General features: G+C 62.6%; 17 protein-coding genes, 1 pseudogene and 2 riboswitches. Of the genes and pseudogenes, 7 read left to right on the top strand and 11 right to left on the bottom strand.

All coding sequences use genetic code 11. The features are described 5' to 3' along the window. Nucleotides 1–27: 27 nt before the first annotated feature. From pepN to HX803_RS05975, 6 genes are read right to left on the bottom strand one after another with little or no spacing between them, the layout of a single operon-like run. Nucleotides 28–2,685, bottom strand: a complete 2,658-nt coding sequence (gene pepN, locus HX803_RS06000) for an aminopeptidase N (RefSeq protein ID WP_178919595.1) — start codon at nt 2,683–2,685, stop codon at nt 28–30. A 13-nt stretch (nt 2,686–2,698) separates the two neighbouring features. Next, nucleotides 2,699–3,529: a DUF2797 domain-containing protein gene (locus tag HX803_RS05995; RefSeq protein ID WP_178919594.1), complete on the bottom strand. Its 831-nt coding sequence runs from the start codon at nt 3,527–3,529 to the stop codon at nt 2,699–2,701. Further along, on the bottom strand, nt 3,526–3,786 hold the full coding sequence (locus HX803_RS05990) for a YeaC family protein (protein WP_016972751.1): 261 nt from the start codon (nt 3,784–3,786) through the stop codon (nt 3,526–3,528). The genes HX803_RS05995 and HX803_RS05990 overlap by 4 nt, the downstream gene beginning before the upstream one ends. 14 nt (nt 3,787–3,800) lie before the next feature. Continuing rightward, nucleotides 3,801–4,676 (bottom strand): rhomboid family intramembrane serine protease, encoded by an 876-nt coding sequence (locus HX803_RS05985; RefSeq protein ID WP_178919593.1) that lies wholly within the window; start codon nt 4,674–4,676, stop codon nt 3,801–3,803. Continuing rightward, nucleotides 4,673–5,647: a metallophosphoesterase gene (locus HX803_RS05980; protein ID WP_371319376.1), complete on the bottom strand. Its 975-nt coding sequence runs from the start codon at nt 5,645–5,647 to the stop codon at nt 4,673–4,675. Before HX803_RS05980 ends, HX803_RS05985 begins: the two co-directional genes overlap by 4 nt. Next, nucleotides 5,644–6,534 (bottom strand): NAD(+) kinase, encoded by an 891-nt coding sequence (locus HX803_RS05975; protein ID WP_003217892.1) that lies wholly within the window; start codon nt 6,532–6,534, stop codon nt 5,644–5,646. Before HX803_RS05975 ends, HX803_RS05980 begins: the two co-directional genes overlap by 4 nt. A gap of 145 nt (nt 6,535–6,679) precedes the next feature. On the opposite strand from HX803_RS05975, the gene HX803_RS05970 reads away from it, so the two are divergent. Continuing rightward, a complete protein-coding gene (locus HX803_RS05970) occupies nt 6,680–7,627 on the top strand; it encodes a DUF1853 family protein (RefSeq protein ID WP_178919592.1) in 948 nt (315 codons plus the stop codon). A gap of 114 nt (nt 7,628–7,741) precedes the next feature. Here the strand turns inward: HX803_RS05970 and HX803_RS05965 are convergent, their stop codons facing one another. Genes HX803_RS05965 through cobW form a run of 4 tightly spaced genes read right to left on the bottom strand, consistent with a single transcriptional unit; the run spans nt 7,742 to nt 14,231 of the window. Continuing rightward, entirely contained in the window at nt 7,742–8,344 is a 603-nt protein-coding gene (locus HX803_RS05965) for a VWA domain-containing protein (RefSeq protein WP_178919591.1), read from the bottom strand. 53 nt (nt 8,345–8,397) lie between these two features. Next, nucleotides 8,398–9,402, bottom strand: a complete 1,005-nt coding sequence (locus tag HX803_RS05960) for an ATP-binding protein (protein ID WP_178919590.1) — start codon at nt 9,400–9,402, stop codon at nt 8,398–8,400. Then, nucleotides 9,402–13,163 carry a cobaltochelatase subunit CobN gene (gene cobN / locus HX803_RS05955; protein ID WP_178919589.1) on the bottom strand — a complete coding sequence of 1,254 codons (3,762 nt, stop codon included), beginning with the start codon at nt 13,161–13,163 and terminating at the stop codon, nt 9,402–9,404. Before cobN ends, HX803_RS05960 begins: the two co-directional genes overlap by 1 nt. A 3-nt stretch (nt 13,164–13,166) precedes the next feature. Next, nucleotides 13,167–14,231: a cobalamin biosynthesis protein CobW gene (gene cobW, locus HX803_RS05950; RefSeq protein WP_178919588.1), complete on the bottom strand. Its 1,065-nt coding sequence runs from the start codon at nt 14,229–14,231 to the stop codon at nt 13,167–13,169. A gap of 92 nt (nt 14,232–14,323) precedes the next feature. Beyond that, nucleotides 14,324–14,524, bottom strand: a riboswitch (cobalamin riboswitch). A 189-nt stretch (nt 14,525–14,713) separates the two neighbouring features. Between cobW and HX803_RS05945 the strand changes: the two genes are divergently transcribed. The 5 genes from HX803_RS05945 to cobM all read left to right on the top strand — a co-directional run bounded on the left by HX803_RS05945 (nt 14,714) and on the right by cobM (nt 17,762). Beyond that, nucleotides 14,714–15,214: a hypothetical protein gene (locus HX803_RS05945; protein ID WP_178919587.1), complete on the top strand. Its 501-nt coding sequence runs from the start codon at nt 14,714–14,716 to the stop codon at nt 15,212–15,214. 133 nt (nt 15,215–15,347) lie between these two features. Further along, nucleotides 15,348–15,556, top strand: a riboswitch (cobalamin riboswitch). Between the two features lie 95 nt (nt 15,557–15,651). Continuing rightward, nucleotides 15,652–15,840, top strand: a complete 189-nt coding sequence (locus tag HX803_RS05940) for a CbtB-domain containing protein (protein WP_176997787.1) — start codon at nt 15,652–15,654, stop codon at nt 15,838–15,840. Between the two features lie 11 nt (nt 15,841–15,851). Further along, on the top strand, nt 15,852–16,556 hold the full coding sequence (locus HX803_RS05935; RefSeq protein WP_178919586.1) for a CbtA family protein: 705 nt from the start codon (nt 15,852–15,854) through the stop codon (nt 16,554–16,556). Then, the gene (locus HX803_RS05930) at nt 16,553–16,945 is read left to right on the top strand and encodes a cobalamin biosynthesis protein (RefSeq protein ID WP_178919585.1); all 393 of its coding nucleotides are present in this window, start codon (nt 16,553–16,555) and stop codon (nt 16,943–16,945) included. The genes HX803_RS05935 and HX803_RS05930 overlap by 4 nt, the downstream gene beginning before the upstream one ends. A 70-nt stretch (nt 16,946–17,015) precedes the next feature. After that, on the top strand, nt 17,016–17,762 hold the full coding sequence (gene cobM / locus HX803_RS05925; RefSeq protein WP_178919584.1) for a precorrin-4 C(11)-methyltransferase: 747 nt from the start codon (nt 17,016–17,018) through the stop codon (nt 17,760–17,762). 237 nt (nt 17,763–17,999) lie between these two features. On the opposite strand, the gene nfuA is transcribed toward cobM, so the two are convergent. After that, nucleotides 18,000–18,584 (bottom strand): Fe-S biogenesis protein NfuA, encoded by a 585-nt coding sequence (nfuA, locus tag HX803_RS05920; RefSeq protein WP_003190728.1) that lies wholly within the window; start codon nt 18,582–18,584, stop codon nt 18,000–18,002. On the opposite strand from nfuA, the pseudogene HX803_RS32580 reads away from it, so the two are divergent. Next, nucleotides 18,583–18,797: pseudogene (locus HX803_RS32580) on the top strand (hypothetical protein); the annotation flags it as partial. The gene nfuA and the pseudogene HX803_RS32580 sit on opposite strands and share 2 nt — an antisense overlap.

The following is an 18,797-nucleotide window of genomic DNA, read 5'->3' as shown; positions in this document are numbered from 1 at the left end:
CGGGCCGTTTTTCATTACACGGAATGATTAGGCAAGGCTTTTGCTGACCACCTCAAACACATCGCTGGACAGCTCACCCGAGCCACGAATGCGCTCCAATTCGGCCTTCATCAAGGCCTGGCGCGCACCGTCGTATTTGCGCCAGCGGGTCAACGGCGCCAGTTGGCGCGAGGCGATCTGCGGGTTGAACCCGTTCAGCTGGATCACCAGGTCTGCCAGGAAGCGATACCCCGAGCCATCGGCCGCATGGAAGTTGATCAGGTTCTGACCGGCGAATGCGCCCACCAGTGCCCGCACCTTGTTCGGGTTCTTGATGTTGAACGCAGGGTGCTCCATCAGCGCCTTGACCCGCGCGAGCCCGCCCGGCAACACACTGCCGGCCTGCACGCTGAACCACTGGTCCATGACCAGAGGGTTATCCTTGAAGTTCTCGGCAAACACCGCCAGGGCCTGGGCTTTTTCCGCCTCGAACGGCGAATTCACCAGCACCGCCAGTGCCGTCAGGCGCTCGGTCATGTTGTCGCTGGTGTCGAACTGATCCAAGGTGGCCGCCAACACTTCAGGCTTGCCACTGAGCATCAGGTAAGACAACGCGATGTTCTGCAAGGCGCGACGGGCAAAGTGCTCGGCAGCGGCCACGTACGGGGTCGTCTTCGACAGCTCGCGATTGGCCTGGTAACGCAGCCACAAGCCTTCGAACAACTGATCGGCCAATTGCTTGCGGGCGAACTCGCGGGCCGTGTGAATGGCCTCTACATCCGCCACTTCGCTGATTTCGGTGAGGTAGGCTTCGCTCGGCAGCGAGAGCATCTCGGCAACCATCGCCTGGTCCAGCGACTCATCACTGAGCACCGTGCGCAGCGCGTCGATCAGGCGCTGATCCAGCTTCAGCGGCTGGCCGGCCTGATGCTGGCCAATCAGCTCCTGCAACACTTGCACCGACAGTTGCTGGCCCGCATCCCAGCGGTTGAAACCATCGCTGTCGTGCTGCATCAGGAACATCAGTTGGTCGCGGTTGTACGGGAAGCTCAGTTTCACCGGCGCCGAAAAACCGCGCAGCAGCGATGGCAACGGCTGTTCGGCGATGTCGAGGAAAGTGAAGGTCTGCTCGGCCTCGGTTACGGAGATCACGCGGGACGTACCACCTGCCGCCGCTTCACCGGCCAGGCGCAAGGCGATAGCGGCGCCCTGCCCGTCCAGCAAGCCCAGCTCGACCGGGATCACGAACGGCAGCTTTTCAACTTTGTCCGGCGTTTCCGGGCAGCTCTGGCGGAAGGTCAGGCTGTAGGTCCTGGCCACAGCGTCATAGGACTCGCTCACTGTCAAACGTGGCGTACCCGCCTGGCTGTACCAGCGCTTGAACTGGCTCAAGTCGGCGCCGTTGGCGTCTTCCATGGCCCTGATGAAATCGTCGCAGGTCACCGCCTGGCCATCGTGACGTTCGAAGTACAGGTCGCTGCCTTTGCGGAAGCCTTCGGCGCCGAGCAAGGTGTGGATCATGCCGACCACTTCCGAACCCTTTTCATACACGGTGAGGGTGTAGAAGTTGGAGATCTCGATAAAGCTGTCCGGGCGCACCGCGTGGGCCATCGGGCCGGCGTCTTCGGCGAACTGGTGGGTACGCAGGTACGCCACGTCCTGGATCCGCTTGACCGTGGCCGAGTTCATGTCGGCAGAGAAGCCCGAATCACGGAACACGGTGAACCCTTCCTTGAGCGACAGCTGGAACCAGTCGCGGCAGGTCACGCGGTTGCCCGACCAGTTGTGGAAGTATTCGTGGGCGACGATCGCCTCGACGCGCTGGTGCGCAGCGTCGGTGGCGGTTTCGGCGCGGGCCAGCACGGCGCTGGAGTTGAAGATGTTGAGGCCCTTGTTCTCCATCGCGCCCATGTTGAAGTCGTTCACCGCCACGATCATGAAGATGTCGAGGTCGTACTCGCGGCCGTAGGTTTCTTCGTCCCAGCGCATGGATTTCTTCAGGCTGGTCATGGCGTGCTGGCACTTGTCGATGTTTTCCGGCTCGACGTAGATGCGCAGCGCCACGGTGCGGTTGGTCATGGTGGTGAAGCTGTCTTCGACGCACCACAGGTCACCGGCCACCAGCGCAAACAGGTACGCCGGTTTCTTGAACGGATCTTCCCAGGTCGCCCAGTGACGGCCGTCTTCGCCCGGGCCGCTGGCGATCGGGTTGCCGTTGCTCAGCAGCACCGGGTAGCTGTGCTGTTCAGCAATCACCGTGGTGGTGAAGGTGCTCATCACGTCCGGGCGGTCGAGGTAATAGGTGATCTTGCGGAAACCTTCGGCTTCGCACTGGGTGCAGAACATGCCGCTGGATTTGTACAAGCCTTCCAGCGCCGTGTTGGTTTCCGGGTGGATCTTTACCGTGGTGTCCAGGGTAAAGGTCTCACTCTGCGGGTGCACTGTCAGGTGGCTGTCGGTCAACTGGTAGTCAGCGGCCGTCAGTTCCTGGTCGGCCAGGTTCACGCTCAACAGCTCCAGCTGCTGGCCATCCAGCACCAGCGGCGGCAGGCCCGCGCCACGCGCCGGGTTGCGGCGCATCACCAGCTGCGCGTGGACCAGGCTGTGGTCCTCGAACAACTCGAAGGTCAGGTGCGTCTCGTCGATCAGGTAGTCCGGCGCCTGATAGTCCTTCAGGTAGATCATCTTCGGTTGTTCGGTGCGCATGGATAGCATCCTTCTACTGATGCACGGCGAGCTGGTAGGCCGTGTACTTACGAATATTGATAACGCCAGTGTCGAAGATCAGGTACTGGCCCTTGATCCCCAGCAGCGTGCCTTCGGCAATCGGGTTCTTGTCCAGGTTGAAGCTGACGATCTTGGCCGGGTACTGCTCCACCGGGTAGCGAATTTCGATCGGCTCCAGGTCGGTCACCGGCTGGATCGCCTGCAGGCCAAAGCGCTCCTGCAACCCCAGCAGGCCTTCGGCGCACGAGGCGAACAGCTCATCGCGCACCTGCTTGAGGTCGACAGACTGCGCATCGCCCTTGAGCAGCGCGCGCCAGTTGGTCTTGTCGGCCACCTGGCTGCGGAACAGGTCTTCGACGAAGCCGGACTGTTGGCGGGTGGCCACGCGCATGATCGGCAATGCCTGGCTCGCGCCCTGGTCCAGCCAACGGGTCGGCAACTGGGTGGCGCGGGTGATGCCGACCTTGATCCCCGAGGAATTCGCCAGGTACACCACATGGTCGGTCATGCAGAACGTCTCGCCCCAGCTTGGCTCACGGCACGTGCCGGCGTCGTAATGGCAACGCTCGGGGCTCATGATGCACAGGTCACACTGGGCCAGCTTGGTCATGCACGGGTAGCAATAACCCTGGCTGAAACTGGTCTTGGTCTTGCGGCCGCAATGGCTGCAATGGATCGCGCCGAGGTATTCCAGGCGCACGTGGGTGCCGATCATGGGGTTGACCGGCACCTCGGTTTCGCCGAGGCGAAAGGCGTATTGAACGGTCGGCTCACCGAGTTGCGCCGACATCTTGCTGACTGCACCGCGACCTATTTCAATCAATGGATCGCATCCGACTTGAACAGGATGTTCGGCACCGGCGCCGACTTGGACGCGCATTCCTGCGGGCCCATGTAGCCGGTGCGCTGGTCTTCCGGCAGGTTCTGGATTTCCCAGGCGATCACCGCCTGCAGGGACAATTCGCGCTGCTCGGCAGTGAGCTTGCGGCCATCGGACCATTTGCCGATTTCCACGGCCAGTTTGAGGCTCTCGTAGATATCCGGGGTGATGTTTTCGATCATTTCAGCAAAAGAGGACATAAGGCTCTTCCTTATCAAAGTGAGGCTTTGCGGCGGTTGTACAACCCACCCAGCAAACCCGTCAGGCAACCGATGAGCAAACCGCTCACATGCGCCGCGTTGGCGATTTCGCCGAAGCCGATCATCGAGATCAGCCCCGACATACAGAGCACCAGCCAGATCAGCATCATCGCCAGCACGCCACGGGGCAGGCGATAAGCCGGGTTAGGCGATAACAACTGGAAAATCCAGCAATGCCCGAGCAGGCCATACAACACGCCGGACAACCCGCCAAACAGGCTCGGGCCGCCATAGGCGTACTGCGCGTAATTAGAGACCAGGCTGAACAGCAGGGTCAGGCCGAGCAGGTTGATGCTGCCCTGGCGCACCTCGATGCGCCGGCCCAGCTCCCAGTACCACATGCCGTTCATGGCCAGGTGCAGGATGCCGAAGTGAATCAGCATCGGCGTGACCAGTCGCCACCACTGCCCCGACGCCAGGCTGTCGGCCAGCGGTGTGAACTGGATGTACTCGCCCAGCACGCGGAACGGCAGGAAAGTCAGCCAGCCCATGGTCTGCAGGTTTTCACCGAGCAACGTCACCGCGCCCACGATGATGCTCGCCAACAGCACCAGCGCGGTCACGGGGCTCATGCGCAGTTGCTGGGCGAAACTGGGGCGCGTCTGCGGCGCCTGGAACTGTTCGGGAATATCCAGTTGCTGGTCCGGGTCGCCGGCAGGAAAACGCTGATACAGCACGCGCACGTCATCGCTGATGGTTTCCGGTACCCACAGCACCTGTTCCCCCGCTTCTTCGCTGACGCGATGGGGCACCTGCATGCGTTGCAGCAGCTTGACGAAACCGCCCAGGTCGACGCTCAACGGCAAGCGCAATACAGCCACGGTACTCATGAGATAACCTCGGGACGCTCGACGTCGACCCATACAAATTTACGCGGATCCAATTGGGTTTCCTGGTCCAGGCGATACGCCACCAGCTTGCCGTACAACACGGCGCTGTAGTCCAGGCAGGCCAGGTTCTCGCGGATCGGTGCCGGCTTGCCGCTGCGCCAGTAGTGGCCGACGAACAACAACGGTTCGTCCACGCCGTAGCGCAGCAGGGAATTCTTTTGTGTGGACGACAACGGCGTACGGGCCACCGGTTCGGGCAGCGCGTCGGGTTGGAACACAATGTCGCCGTAGGTCTTCGGGTCGTCTTCCCAGAATTTGGTGCGGAAGAACGAGCGCGTCAGGCCATCGCCACCGGTCAGCGTCAGGCCATCCGGCAGGCGCATGTCGGTGCCGCGCAGCAGGCGGTCGAACGCATTGCAGGCAAAACTGCCCGGCACGGCGGCGGCTTGCAGGAAATGCTGGTCGATGCAGCCGTCCGGGAAGGTGGCGCGCAAAGGCTGGATAAAACCGTCGTCCCAGCACGCGTGCACCACACGGAAACGCCCGGCATCGACAAACAACGGCATGTCGTAGAACCAGCCGAGGAAGTCATGCCAGTCGCCCGGGTGCTGCTCGAACTGGGTCAGGGTTTCGTGGATCAACCGCGCGTGCCGTGGGTTGTGCTCGCGCACGAACTGCTTGCCACTGCCCGGCGGCGCAGGCGTGGTCCAGCCCAGGGCATTGAATTCATGGTTGCCCATGATGCACAGCGCCTGGCCGGCCTCGACCATGTCATGGACGATATGCAGCGCCTCGCGGATACGCGGGCCACGGTCGATGATATCGCCGAGGAACACCGCCATCCGCGACGGGTGCCGCCAGACACCGCCGATCTTGTGGTAGCCCAACTGGTCGAGCAAGTGCTCAAGGGTATGAGCGCAACCGTGCACGTCACCAATCAGGTCGTAGCTACGCGCGGGATCGAGCATCAGTCGCCTCCACCCCCCAAGCGGCTGCCCCAGCCCAGCTTGGTGCGGCACACTTCGTAGTAGTTGTGATCCAGCGGGTGGATCAACCGCAACTTCTGCGCCTTCTTGCTCACGGTGATGGTGTCACCGGGGGCGCAGGTGAAATGGTTCTGCCCGTCGCAGGACACCTGCGGGTAGATCTGCATGTCTTTGGACACCACGATTTTCAGCTCGCTGTTGCCGTCGACCACAATCGGCCGGCTGGACAACATATGGGGGTACATCGGCACGATCACAATGGCATCGAGCTTGGGATGCATGATCGGGCCACCCGCCGACAGCGCATACGCCGTGGAACCAGTAGGCGTGGCGACGATCAGGCCGTCGGCCTTTTGGCTGCACACGAACTGGCCGTCGATATACAGCTCGAACTCGATCATGCGCGTGGATTTGCCCGGGTGCAGCACCACGTCGTTCAGCGCATCGCCCTGGCCGATGGCTTCGCCGTGGCGACGCACTTCGGCTTGCAGCAGGAAGCGGTTTTCCACCAGGTAATGGCCGTCGAGCACCTTGGCCACTTCGACTTCCAGCTCATCCGGGCGGATATCGGTCAGAAACCCCAGGCTGCCCCGGTTGATCCCCAGCACCGGCACGTTATGCCGTGCCAGGGCGCGGGCGGCGCCGAGCAGGCTGCCGTCGCCGCCGACCACAATCACCATGTCACACACTTCGCCGAGCATCTTGCGCGACGAGGTCTGCAGGCCGTGGCCGGGAAGAATCTCGGCGATGGTGTCTTCGAGGATCACATGCAGGTGGCGTTCCAGCAGGAATTTTTTCAGCCGGCGGACGGTGTCCAACACCTGGGTACTGCCCAGGCGACCGATAATGCCGATATTGCGAAATTGCTCCATGGGGCTCCTGCGGGATTTGGGGTGTGGCAAAAAAGAACGATTATGGGCGAAAGGCCGCGTCAGGCAAAACCCTTTGTCGCCGTCAGGCCTTGATGACAACGGTTCTCAGCCACCTGCACCGCACGTAAAAGGCTATGCTCGGACCATGACTGTGTTCCCCGATCTGCACAACCTGCCCCGCCAACTGCGCCACCCGGAGGTGCGCGACTTGGCGTGGGTGATGCTCGCCCCGCCGATGCTCACGCACACGCCGTGGCCGCAACGCCACCCGCTGGCCGGCAGCGACTGGGTGCAGGCGCCCCATCTTCTCGAACACTGGTTACGCACACTTGATCAAGACAGCAGCGCGTTGCAGCAGTGGCTGAGCCAGGCACGCACCCGGCGCCTGGGCCTTTATTACGAGCGGCTGTGGCAATTTGCGGTGCAGCATGCGCCGGGGGTGGAACTGATCGCTGCCAACCTGCCGATCCGTCGCGCCGGGCACACCCTGGGCGAGTTGGACATGCTGATTCGTGATCGCGATGGCGTGCATCACCTGGAACTGGCGATCAAGCTCTACCTGGGCCCACAGGACGGTGATGGCAGGGACGCGGCCCTGTGGCTGGGCCCCGGTTGCCATGATCGACTGGACCGCAAGCTGGCCCACCTGGCCCAGCACCAACTGCCGATATCTGCACGCCCTGAAAGCCGTGAAGCGTTGGCGGCGCTGGATATCCAGCAGTTCGATGCGCATTTGTGGTTGGGTGGCTATTTGCTTTACCCCTGGCCTGGATTGGCGGAGTCACCGAATGGCGCGCACCCACAGCACCTGCGCGGACGCTGGCTGCATCAGCGCGATTGGCGCGCATTTGCCAGCGCCAGCGCGCCCGGCCGCTGGCAACCCCTGCCCCGCCATGCGTGGCTGGCGCCGGCGCATTACCCGGCGGACGACGTCTGGAGTGAAGAACGGATGCACGGCTGGTTGGCAGAACTGGACCCGATGGCACCGGCGCAGTTGCTGGTGCGGATGGTTCAGGTGGGTGAGGATTGGGAAGAGGCCGAACGGCTGTTCCTGGTGGCAGATCTTTGGCCGAATGTGCCGGGGGCTGGCTGATTGCTTTGCGGTGCATTCAAGGGACTCATCGCAGGCAAGCCAGCTCCCACATGTGATAGGCGGCGCGTTCAAAATGTGGGAGCTGGCTTGCCTGCGATGGCGGTACTTCAGGCACTACAACTTGTCGATATGCCGATAATCCAGCTGCAACCCGGCTGCCAACGCCTGGGCACGGCCTAGGCGAATCGGGCCGCGCTCGATATCCACCAGCAGTCCTGGGCACTCCAAGTGAGGCAACTCGGCAACATCCTTGAGGCGCCCATCCGTGATCACTAGCAACCGTTGCTGCTCCGTCGGATACCGCTTGCGCCGCACCGCCAACCAATGCCCCGCCTCGGTCAGCGCTGCCAGCAACGGTGTACCACCGCCCGCGCCTAATTGCTCCAGCCAACCCACCAAGCCCTTCGCCGCCTTCAACCCCTGAACCTGCCACTTCGGCGCCTGCCCGCTGGCCGTCAGCAACGCCATGCGCGCCCGCTGGCGGTAAGCGTCATCAAACAGTTGGGCCAACAAGCCCTTGGCATCGGTCAGTGCTCGGTGGCGCCGGGTAGACGCAGACGCATCGACAATCACCAGCCACAGCTCATGGGCAGCACGACTGCGCAGGTGGAACAGCAAATCCTCTCGCGATTGCGGGCGGCCGCCCAGCAACGTGCCGGGCCAGTTGATCGCGCCCTGCCTGGCGCTGCGCGCCTTGCCGTGCCTGCCTTTTTCCACTCGCCCCGCCTTGGGCCGGGCATCCGCCCCCGCGTCAGGTCGAGGGCGAATGCCTAGGGCTTTTTTGGCCAGGTGGGGACTTCACGGCGTGCGCCTGTGGGCAGGGCCGGCGCGGGCATGTCACCCCATTGGCCCTGGCCTTGGCTCGGCGAGGTGTCGGATGGCTTGGGCGACGGCCCTTCGCTCGGCGGACTCGCCGGTGGGGTCTGCACCTGGCGGCGATGACGCAGGGCAAACTCGGCGACCGCTTCAATATCCTCTTCAGCGATGACACCCGCACCGCGCCATGCCGCATGGGCCCTGGCGCCGCGCAACCACACCAGGTCCGCACGCAGGCCATCGACACCGGCCGCAAAACAGCGCTCGGTGATCTGTGCCAGCGCCGCATCATCCAGCGCAATGCTGTCGAGCCGCGCCCGCGCCAGGGTGCAACGCTCACGCAGTGCGGCCTGTTCTGCGGCCCAGTGTGCAAGGAACGCCACGGGGTCACTGTCGAAATCCAGGCGGCGGCGGATGATCTGCCCCCGCTCGGCCGGCAAGGTCTGCCCGCTCAGCGCTACATTGAAGCCGAAGCGGTCGAGCAATTGCGGGCGCAACTCGCCTTCCTCCGGGTTCATGGTTCCGATCAGCACAAACCGCGCCGAATGGCGGTGCGAGATACCGTCGCGTTCAATCAGGTTGGTGCCGCTGGCGGCCACGTCGAGCAGCAGGTCCACCAGGTGGTCGGGCAGCAGGTTGACTTCATCGACGTACAACACGCCACCGTCGGCCTTGGCCAGCACGCCAGGGGAAAACTGCGCACGGCCTTCGCCGAGGGCTGCGTCCAGGTCCAGCGTGCCGACCAAGCGTTCTTCGGTAGCGCCCAGCGGCAAGGTCACAAACTGCCCGCTGGCCAGCAGGTCTGCCAACCCACGCGCCAAGGTGGACTTGGCCATCCCGCGCGGGCCTTCGATCAGCACGCCGCCAATCTTGGGGTCGATGGCGGTCAGGCACAGGGCCAGTTTCAAGTCGTCGGCGCCGACCACAGCGGACAGCGGAAAATGCGGAGTATCAGTCATCAGCTGTCTTCTTCTATATCCAGCAACAGGTTTTCCAACGCCGCCTTGTAAGCCCCGGGCTCTTGCCACAGGCCGCGCTGCTGGGCTTCGAGCATGCGCTCGGCCATATTGCGCAGGGCATCGGGGTTGTGCTGTTGCACAAAGGCCCGGGTGTCAGGGTCCAGCAGGTAGGCGTCGGCAAGCAACGCGTATTGATGATCGTCGATCAGCGCGGTGGTGGCGTCGAACGCGAACAGATTGTCCACGGTCGCGGCCATTTCGAACGCACCTTTGTAGCCATGGCGCTTCACACCTTCGATCCACTTGGGGTTGGCAGCGCGGGAACGGATCACCCGGTTCAGCTCTTCCTTCAAGGTGCGGATCTTCGGCAAATCAGGTTGGCTGTGGTCGCCATGATAGCTGGCGGCCTTGTCGCCGCTCAGGGTTTCCACGGCGGCGAGCATGCCGCCCTGGAATTGGTAGTAGTCGTTGGAGTCGAGCAGGTCATGCTCGCGGTTGTCCTGGTTCTGCAACACCGCCTGCACCTGGCTCAGGCGCTGAGCGAATTGTTCACGGGCGGCCGTGCCTTCGTCGGCACCGCCATAGGCGTAGCCGCCCCAATTGAGGTAGACCTCGGCCAGGTCTTCACGGGTTTGCCACAGGCGACCGTCGACCGCGCCCTGCACGCCGGCCCCATAGGCACCGGGCTTGGCCCCAAAGATGCGCCACCCGGCCTGCTTGGCGGCGGTTTCTTCGTCCAGGCCGGACACACGCAACGCCTCACGCTCGCTGCGCACCTTGGCCGCCAGCGGGTTCATATCGTCCGGCTCATCCAACGCCGCTACCGCCTGCACCGCCGCGTCAAACAGGCGAATCAAATTGGCAAACGCATCGCGAAAGAAGCCTGACACTCGCAACGTCACATCGACACGCGGACGGTCCAGCAGGCTGATCGGCAGGATCTCGAAGTCATCCACCCGCTGGCTGCCCGTGGCCCACACCGGGCGCACGCCCATCAGCGCCATGGCTTGGGCAATGTCATCACCGCCGGTGCGCATGGTGGCCGTGCCCCACACCGACAGGCCCAGCTGACGCAGGTGGTCACCGTGGTCTTGCAAGTGGCGCTCAAGAATCAGGTTGGCGGACTGGAAACCGATGCGCCAGGCGGTCGTGGTGGGCAAGTTACGCACATCGACGGTGAAGAAGTTGCGACCGGTGGGCAGCACGTCCAGGCGTCCACGGCTGGGGGCGCCGCTCGGCCCTGCGGGTACAAAGCGGCCGGCTAACGCATCGAGCAAGCCGCGCATTTCGGCCGGGCCGCAGGCATCCAGGCGCGGCGCGACGACGATGCGCAGGCTCTCGATCACCGCCTTCACGTCTTCCCAACCGGGTTCTTCCAGCTGTTCCAGCGGCCCTTCCAGCGCCTGCTCGATCAACCGCGCGGCGTACAGTTCCAAACGCTCGCGGGTGTCGCCTGCGGTGCGCCACAACTGTGGGTCGATTTTCTGCAATACAAGCGGACGGCGCCCGGTCCAGGGTTCGGCAAGGGCGCAGTCCAAAGGGTCGAAGCCGAGGTCGAATGCCTTGGCCAGCACCCGCAACAGGCTCGATTGCGGGCCGCGCCCATCGCCACGCGGGATACGCAACAAGGCCAGCAAGGTGTCGATACGCAGCCGACCTTCGGGCGACTCGCCGAAAATATGCAGCCCGTCGCGGATCTGCGATTCCTTCAAGTCACACAGGTAAGTGTCCAGGCGCGGCAGCCAAACGGCGGCGTCCGCCTCGCTGTCCAGCTCAAGCTCCTGGTCGATGCGGGTTTCGCGCACCAGCTTGAGGATGTCTTTCTGCAATTCCAGGGCGCGGCGTGGGTCGAGCAACTGCGCTTCGTAGTATTCGTCTGCTAGCAATTCAAGGTTGCGCAGCGGCCCGTAGGTTTCGGCGCGGGTCAGCGGTGGCATCAAGTGGTCGATGATCACCGCCTGGGTACGCCGCTTGGCCTGGGCGCCCTCGCCCGGGTCGTTGACGATAAACGGGTAGATATTCGGCAACGGCCCCAGCAATGCATCGGGCCAGCAGTTTTCCGACAGGCCCACGCCCTTGCCGGGCAGCCATTCGAGGTTGCCGTGCTTGCCCACGTGGATCACGCCGTGGGCGCCGTAGGTGTGGCGCAGCCAGAAGTAAAACGCCAGGTAGGCGTGAGGCGGTACCAGGTCCGGGTCGTGATAGACGGCGCTGGCGTCCACTTGATAGCCACGCGCCGGCTGGATGCCGACAAACGTCAGGCCCAGACGCAGGCCGGCGATCATCATGCGGCCGTCGCGGAACATCGGATCGCTGTGCGGTGCACCCCAGCGTGCCAAAACAGCTTGGCGGTTGGATTCAGGCAGGCGACTGAACATCGCCTCGTAGTCATCCAAGCTCAGGCTTTGATGGCAGGGGCGCAGGTCGAGGCTGTCGAGGTCGTTAGTGACGCCACCGAGCAAATCGTGGATCAGCGCAGTACCACTCTCGGGCAGCGCGTTTGGCAGCGTATAACCTTCGGCTTGCAGCGCCCGCAGGATATTCAGCGCGGCAGCTGGCGTATCCAGGCCCACGCCGTTGCCGATACGGCCGTCGCGGGTCGGGTAGTTGGCGAGGATCAGCGCGATGCGCTTGTCAGCATTCGGCACCCGCGCCAGCTCGACCCAACGCCGCGCCAGTTCAGCGACAAAGTCCATGCGTTCAGGCGCGGCGCGGTAACAGACCACGTCCGACTGGCTGCGCTCGCTGCGCCAGGCCAGGTCCTTGAAACTGATCGGCCGGCTGATGATGCGCCCGTCCAGCTCCGGCAAGGCAATGTGCATCGCCAGGTCGCGCGGGCCCAGGCCTTGTTCGCTGGCCTGCCAGCCGGGCTCGTTGTCTTGGGCGCAAATCGCCTGGATCACCGGGATATTGCGGCGAAACGGTCGCAAATGCGGCGCTTCGGGGCTGGATTGGGCAAAGCCGGTGGTGTTCAAAATCACCGCCGCACCCACTTCATCCAGCAGGTCCTCGACCACCGTCAGGCAGCCGGGCTCTTTCAAACTGGCCAGCGCAATCGGCAGCGGGTTAAGGCCCGCTGCCTGTAAGCGTTGGCAGAACACATCGATAAAACCCGTATTGGCCGCCTGCAAATGCGAGCGGTAGAACAGCACCGCAGCCACTGGCCACTCGGCGTTCCAGTCCGCCTGCCAATCGTTCAGGCGCGGGTTGGCTATATGCGGGTGATAAATCGCCGTGCGCGGCAGGGTTTGCGGCTCGGCCCAGGTGTAGTCGCGGCCCAGGTAAGCGCTGGCCAGGCAGCGATAGAAATCCAGCGCGTTGCCCAGGCCGCCCTGGCGCAGGAAGTGCCACAGGCGGTCGCGGCTTTCGGCGTTTACCGTACTCAGGCTGCTGAGTTCCGGGTCCGGGCGATCGTCCCCCGGCACCAGGATCAGCTGCACGCCGCGTTCGGCCAGCTCCACCAGCCGCTCGATGCCGTATCGCCAGTAACCGATGCCGCCGTGCAGCGAAATCAGGATGACCTTGGCGTGGCGCAGCACTTCATCGACGTACAGGTCGACCGACGCATGGTTCTGCACCTGCATCGGGTTGGCCAGCCGGAAGCTGGGGTAGTCATCGGGCAATTGCTGGGCCGCTTCGGCCAGCAATGCCAGGCTGGAATCACCGCTGCACAGGATCACCAGGTCAGCGGGGGTTTGGCCAAGGTCGGCAATATTGTCGTCCGAGACGAAACCACCGGGCTGGGTCCTGAGCAGGTGCATGGGTCAGACGCTGAGTGCGGCGCGCAACTGCGCTTCGAGGCCGGCGGCATCGAGGTCCTGACCGATCAGCACCAGGCGCGTGATGCGCGCTTCGTCAGCGCCCCAGGCACGGTCGAAGTGCTTGTCGAAACGCGTACCCACGCCCTGGATCAGCAGGCGCATCGGCTTGTTCGGGATGGCCGCGAAACCTTTGACGCGCAGGATGCCGTGTTGCACCACCAGTTGGGTCAGAGCGTCGAGCAGCAGGGCTTCGTCGGCTTGCGGCAGGTCGATAGAGATGGAATCGAAGGCGTCGTGGTCGTGATCGTCGTCTTCACCTTCGTGGTGATGATCGTGATGGCTGTGGCGACCGTCGATGTGCTCTTCAGAGCCGGCACCCAAGCCGATCAGCACGTCCAGCGGCAGGCGACCGCTGCTGGCTTCGATGATCTTCACCGCAGGCGGCAGCTCTTCGGCGACTTCCAGGCGCACGCGGGCCAGGTCTTCCGGGTTGATCAGGTCGGTTTTGTTGAGGATCACCAGGTCGGCGCTGGCCAGTTGGTCGGCGAACAGCTCGTGCAACGGCGACTCGTGATCCAGGTTCGGGTCCAGTTTACGCTGGGCGTCGACCTGGTCCGGGAAGGCGGCGAAGGTGCCCGCGGCGACGGCCGGGCTGTCGACCACGGTGATTACCGCGTCGACGGTGCAGGCGCTGCGGATTTCCGGCCACTGGAAGGCTTGTACCAAGGGTTTTGGCAGGGCCAGGCCTGAGGTTTCGATGAGAATGTGGTCGAGGTCACCACGACGGGCCACCAGTTCGCGCATCACCGGGAAGAACTCTTCCTGCACGGTGCAGCACAGGCAGCCGTTGGCCAACTCGTAGACGCGGCCGTTGGCTTCTTCTTCGGTGCAACCGATGGAGCACTGCTTGAGGATTTCACCGTCGATGCCCAATTCGCCGAATTCGTTGACGATTACCGCGATGCGACGGCCCTGGGCGTTGTCGAGCATGTGGCGCAGCAAGGTGGTTTTGCCCGAGCCGAGGAAGCCGGTAACGATGGTGACGGGGAGTTTGGCCAGTGTTTTCATCGGATGCCCTTTGGGGCGGGCATACGGGACGATAGGCCCTGCGACGGCGCGCAGCAGCGGATTTCGTCACCGGATCACCCCGCCCGGTTGAAGTAGAAAATCGGTTGCGAGGCAGGTCTCCTGGCTTGGGGCGTGCGGGTCTTGCGACCGGCGCTGGCTGCGCCTTCCCGCCTTGTCGGCAGTGGCGTGGCAGTCAGCTGAACCCTTTACAGTTGCGGGGGCAGCCGCGGCTTGGACCGCGTTCCCTTCTTAGCTCCGGCCTGGGCTGGAGAACCTCGAGGGTGCAAGGCTACGCAGTGCCACAGAGCGGGTCAATGCCAACACATGAGGTTCGCGCCATACCGCGGCAGTCGAATGAAACTTACAACTCGCATTAATTGCCCGATAGCCAGCTAGGAACAGCTTGGACTTTTGCACCACACAGATTTGGCTCATAAGCGCTCAATGCGCGCCAGACATACCAACGCAATAAAGGATCAAACATGACACTTTACCCTCTCCACTTTAACCTGCCACCCAACTCGCCGAGCTACAAAGGCGAGAAAGAAGCTGATGCCCCGCAGGACAGTATTCAGATCCAACACGCTGCATACACCAGCACGAGTAGCCTCGAAACTCGGGCAAAGAGAAGTACAACAGAGCAAAAGCCCCAGGTCTGGTCCTACAGTGACAAAGAGTTGCTACAAGAGGTGAAGAAACACTTCGATGAATATGCAGCCGGACAGGGCGATGAATACGTCAACTTCAAAGAATTAAAAGAGGCCGCCGGTCAGGTGCCAACCACGAGAACCTTCTCTCCAAAAGCCTCAGCCATTGCCGAGGAGATCCTCAAACGCACCGAGCTTCTCAACCAGCTGGACATCGGAGTGGGCTGGACACTCAGCGGAAGAGGATTACAAGACGAGAGGTTTGATCATGACAACCTTGACTACTTGATCACCTACGCTTCCGATCATCGCAGAGTCAGGTTCATTTCGAGATGATATAAAAATTTGTCTGATCCACAAAAAAGTAACATCGATCGCTCGTCACCCTTGAGGTCAACCCTATCCGTCAAACACCTTAAACATTTACAGCCGTTCAAGGTGTTTGACGCACATCAACCGCCCATGTTCTCCTACACATCTTGTTTCGGGTGCCCTGCAAAGGGTGAAACGGGAAACCGGTGCGTCATAGCGATATGACCAGTCCGGTGCTGCCCCCGCAACGGTAAGCGAGCGAAGCGTCATAACCACTGTGCACTTGCATGGGAAGGCGATGCTTTCAGGACTCTCCCAAGAGCCCCCTCGCAAGCCCGGAGACCGGCCCGAAAAAATCAGATAACAAACCCGCGGTGGGCGGGCGCTGTTCGAACCCTGCGTGCCCGGCTCGCGGGGTTTTCATGCGCTCGTGTCACCCTGAAACCCTGAAGGGACGCGCCATGTCGATCATCAGCAGCACCTCGCACGCCACCGGCAACACCACCACCCTCAGCCAACGCCTGACCGCCGCCATCGGTGCGTCGATCCTCGGCGCGTGCCTGGTGTATTTCGCCGGTTTCTCGCATATCGAGGCGGTGCACAACGCAGCCCACGATACCCGCCACAGCGCCGCGTTCCCGTGCCACTGAGACTTGCCGACATGATCAAGCGTATTGCGCAAACCGCAGGGTTCACTGGCCTGCTGGCCGCCCTGCTGCTGACCCTGCTGCAAAGCTTCTGGGTCGCCCCGCTGATTCTGCAGGCGGAAACCTTCGAAAACGCCCCGGCCGCCACCGAAGTGGCCCACGAACACGCCGAAGGCGCCGCCGCCCACAGCCATGACGCCGAGGCCTGGGAGCCGGAAGATGGCTGGCAGCGTGTGCTGTCCACCACAGGCGGCAACCTGGTCGTAGCAGTCGGTTTCGCCCTGATGTTGGCCGGTCTCTACACCCTGCGCGCACCGACCCGTACCGCGCAAGGCTTGCTGTGGGGCTTGGCCGGTTACGCCACCTTCGTACTGGCGCCGACCATGGGCCTGCCACCTGAGCTGCCAGGCACTGCGGCAGCCGATCTGGCGCAACGGCAGATCTGGTGGATCGGCACCGCCGCCTCCACCGCCGCCGGTATTGCGCTGCTGGTGTTTGGCCGTAACTGGCTGCTGAAAGTGCTGGGTGCCGCGATCCTGGCCGTGCCTCACGTCATCGGCGCGCCACAACCGGAAGTGCACTCGATGCTGGCACCCGAGGCGCTGGAAGCGCAGTTCAAGATCGCCTCGCACCTGACCAACGTCGCCTTCTGGCTGGCGCTGGGCCTGATCAGCGCGTGGTTGTTCCGTCGCAACCGTGACGATCACTACGCCGCATGATCCTGGCGGTCGGCTTGGGCTGCCAGCGGGGTTGTGACGTTCACGCCCTACTGGATCTGTTTGACAGCGCCCTCGCGGAGGGGGGCGTTGATCGCAACAGCATTACCGCGCTGGCCAGTATCGATCTGAAAAAGGATGAACCGGGAATACGGGCCATGGCCCGGGCGCTGGATCTCCCGTTGCACTGTTTCAACGCAGGACAACTGGCGGTTTATGCCGAGCGTTTGAGTCACAAATCCGAGGTCGCCTTTGCCCATACCGGCTGCTACGGCGTCGCCGAAAGCGCTGCCCTGGCCCTGGCCGAACACCTCGCGGGCGCCCCTGCCGAACTGCTGATCACCCGCAAAAAAGCCGCCCAGGCTACCTTTGCGTTGGCGTGCGCCGGCTAAAATCCCGATAATCGCCGCTTCCGATCATGAGCCACTTTCATGCTCGCCCGTTTTTCGACAGGAATTTCCCATGACCGTCTACTTCATCGGCGCAGGCCCCGGCGACCCGGAATTGATCACCGTCAAGGGTCAGCGGCTGATCCGTAACTGCCCGGTGATCATCTATGCCGGCTCGCTGGTGCCCGCTGCGGTGCTGGAAGGCCATCAGGCAGAAATCGTGGTTAACAGCGCCGAACTGCACCTGGAACAGATCATCGACCTGATCAAGACAGCCCACGCCAAAGGCCAGGACGTGGCGCGGGTGCATTCCGGCGACCCAAGCCTTTACGGGGCGATTGGCGAGCAGATCCGTCATTTGCGCGAGTTGGGCATTCCTTTCCAGATCATCCCGGGCGTTACCGCAGTGGCCGCCTGTGCGGCGCTGCTGGAAACCGAGTTGACCCTGCCGGACATCGCCCAGAGCGTGATTCTGACCCGCTATGCCGATAAAACAGGCATGCCGGCCGGCGAGAGCTTCGACAGCCTAGCGCGGCATGGCACGACCATGGCGATCCACCTGGGGGTCAACCACCTGGAAAAAATCGTCGCTGAGCTGCTGCCACACTATGGCGCCGACTGCCCGATTGCGGTGGTGCACCGGGCGACATGGCCGGACCAGGATTGGGCGGTCGGCACACTGGCGGATATTGCCCAGAAGGTGGCCGCCAAGGGCTTTCGGCGTACGGCGCTGATTGTGGTGGGCCGAGTGCTGGCCAGTGACAGCTTCAGCGAGTCCTCGCTGTACCGCGCAGGTCATGCTCACCTCTACCGCCCTTGATCAAGCCCTGAGAGCTACGCAAAACCCTGTGGGAGCCGGGCTTGCCCGCGATGACGGTGTGCCAGATAAAACATTTGTCTGCTGATATAACGCTATCGCAGCGATGCGGCGACCCGACAAGCCAGCTCCCACAGTTGATCTATTTTGTTAAATAGATAGTACAAGCCATTGAATTTAAGACATAAAAAAAACGGCGCTCACGGGGCGCCGTTTTTTTGTTCGCAGTGAACGCCTTACTCAGTAGTAGGCGTTTTCTTTCTGCGTGTGGTCAGTCACGTCGCGTACGCCCTTGAGCTCTGGAATACGTTCGAGCAAGGTGCGCTCGATGCCTTCACGTAAGGTCACGTCCGCCTGGCCGCAGCCTTGGCAGCCGCCGCCAAACTTCAATACGGCGATGCCGTCGTCAACCACGTCGATCAGGCTGACCTGGCCGCCGTGGCTGGCCAGGCCCGGGTTGATCTCGGTTTGCAGGTAGTAGTTGATGCGCTCGTTGACCGGGCTGTCGGCATTGACGTTCGGCACCTTGGCGTTGGGCGCCTTGATGGTCAACTGGCCGCCCATGCGGTCGGTGGCGTAATCGACTACAGCGTCGTCAAGGAAGGCTTCGCTGAAGGCATCGATGTACGCGGTGAAGCTTTTCAGCCCCAGGGCGGTGTCTTCAGGCTTTTCTTCACCCGGCTTGCAGTAGGCAATGCAGGTCTCGGCGTACTGGGTGCCGGGCTGGGTGATAAAGACGCGGATGCCGATACCCGGGGTGTTCTGCTTGGACAGCAGGTCAGCCAGGTAATCGTGGGCGGCGTCGGTAATGGTTATGGCAGTCATGGAAACTCCTCACAGGCTTGCCGGCAGTTTACGCCAAAATATTACGCAGGTACAAAGTCCTAGTGTTTTTGTCGGGATAGGCGGTTTCTCGGACGGGGTACATATCCGTTTTTGGGGTAACGGCTGCTTAGGGTTCCGCCCTTACGGCGGCTCACTTTGGAAAAGAGCCGGAATGCCGGCCCAGCCCAAAGTCAGCAAAGGGCTCTTGCCCCA

It is taken from the genome of Pseudomonas sp. P7548, from assembly GCF_013386585.1.
Taxonomy (GTDB): domain Bacteria; phylum Pseudomonadota; class Gammaproteobacteria; order Pseudomonadales; family Pseudomonadaceae; genus Aquipseudomonas.
Note: the sequence above shows the minus strand (reverse complement) of the source record. Positions and strands in the feature narration are given on the sequence as shown.

Excerpts from the sequence above, each read along its gene's own strand:
- pepN (WP_178919595.1), bottom strand. The coding sequence starts at position 2,685 with ATGCGCACCGAACAACCGAAGATGATCTACCTGAAGGACTATCAGGCG.
- HX803_RS05990 (WP_016972751.1), bottom strand. The coding sequence starts at position 3,786 with ATGTCCTCTTTTGCTGAAATGATCGAAAACATCACCCCGGATATCTAC.
- HX803_RS05985 (WP_178919593.1), bottom strand. The coding sequence starts at position 4,676 with ATGAGTACCGTGGCTGTATTGCGCTTGCCGTTGAGCGTCGACCTGGGC.
- HX803_RS05975 (WP_003217892.1), bottom strand. The coding sequence starts at position 6,534 with ATGGAGCAATTTCGCAATATCGGCATTATCGGTCGCCTGGGCAGTACC.
- HX803_RS05970 (WP_178919592.1), top strand. The coding sequence starts at position 6,680 with ATGACTGTGTTCCCCGATCTGCACAACCTGCCCCGCCAACTGCGCCAC.
- HX803_RS05960 (WP_178919590.1), bottom strand. The coding sequence starts at position 9,402 with ATGACTGATACTCCGCATTTTCCGCTGTCCGCTGTGGTCGGCGCCGAC.
- cobN (WP_178919589.1), bottom strand. The coding sequence starts at position 13,163 with ATGCACCTGCTCAGGACCCAGCCCGGTGGTTTCGTCTCGGACGACAAT.
- cobW (WP_178919588.1), bottom strand. The coding sequence starts at position 14,231 with ATGAAAACACTGGCCAAACTCCCCGTCACCATCGTTACCGGCTTCCTC.
- HX803_RS05945 (WP_178919587.1), top strand. The coding sequence starts at position 14,714 with ATGACACTTTACCCTCTCCACTTTAACCTGCCACCCAACTCGCCGAGC.
- HX803_RS05940 (WP_176997787.1), top strand. The coding sequence starts at position 15,652 with ATGTCGATCATCAGCAGCACCTCGCACGCCACCGGCAACACCACCACC.
- HX803_RS05935 (WP_178919586.1), top strand. The coding sequence starts at position 15,852 with ATGATCAAGCGTATTGCGCAAACCGCAGGGTTCACTGGCCTGCTGGCC.
- HX803_RS05930 (WP_178919585.1), top strand. The coding sequence starts at position 16,553 with ATGATCCTGGCGGTCGGCTTGGGCTGCCAGCGGGGTTGTGACGTTCAC.
- cobM (WP_178919584.1), top strand. The coding sequence starts at position 17,016 with ATGACCGTCTACTTCATCGGCGCAGGCCCCGGCGACCCGGAATTGATC.
- nfuA (WP_003190728.1), bottom strand. The coding sequence starts at position 18,584 with ATGACTGCCATAACCATTACCGACGCCGCCCACGATTACCTGGCTGAC.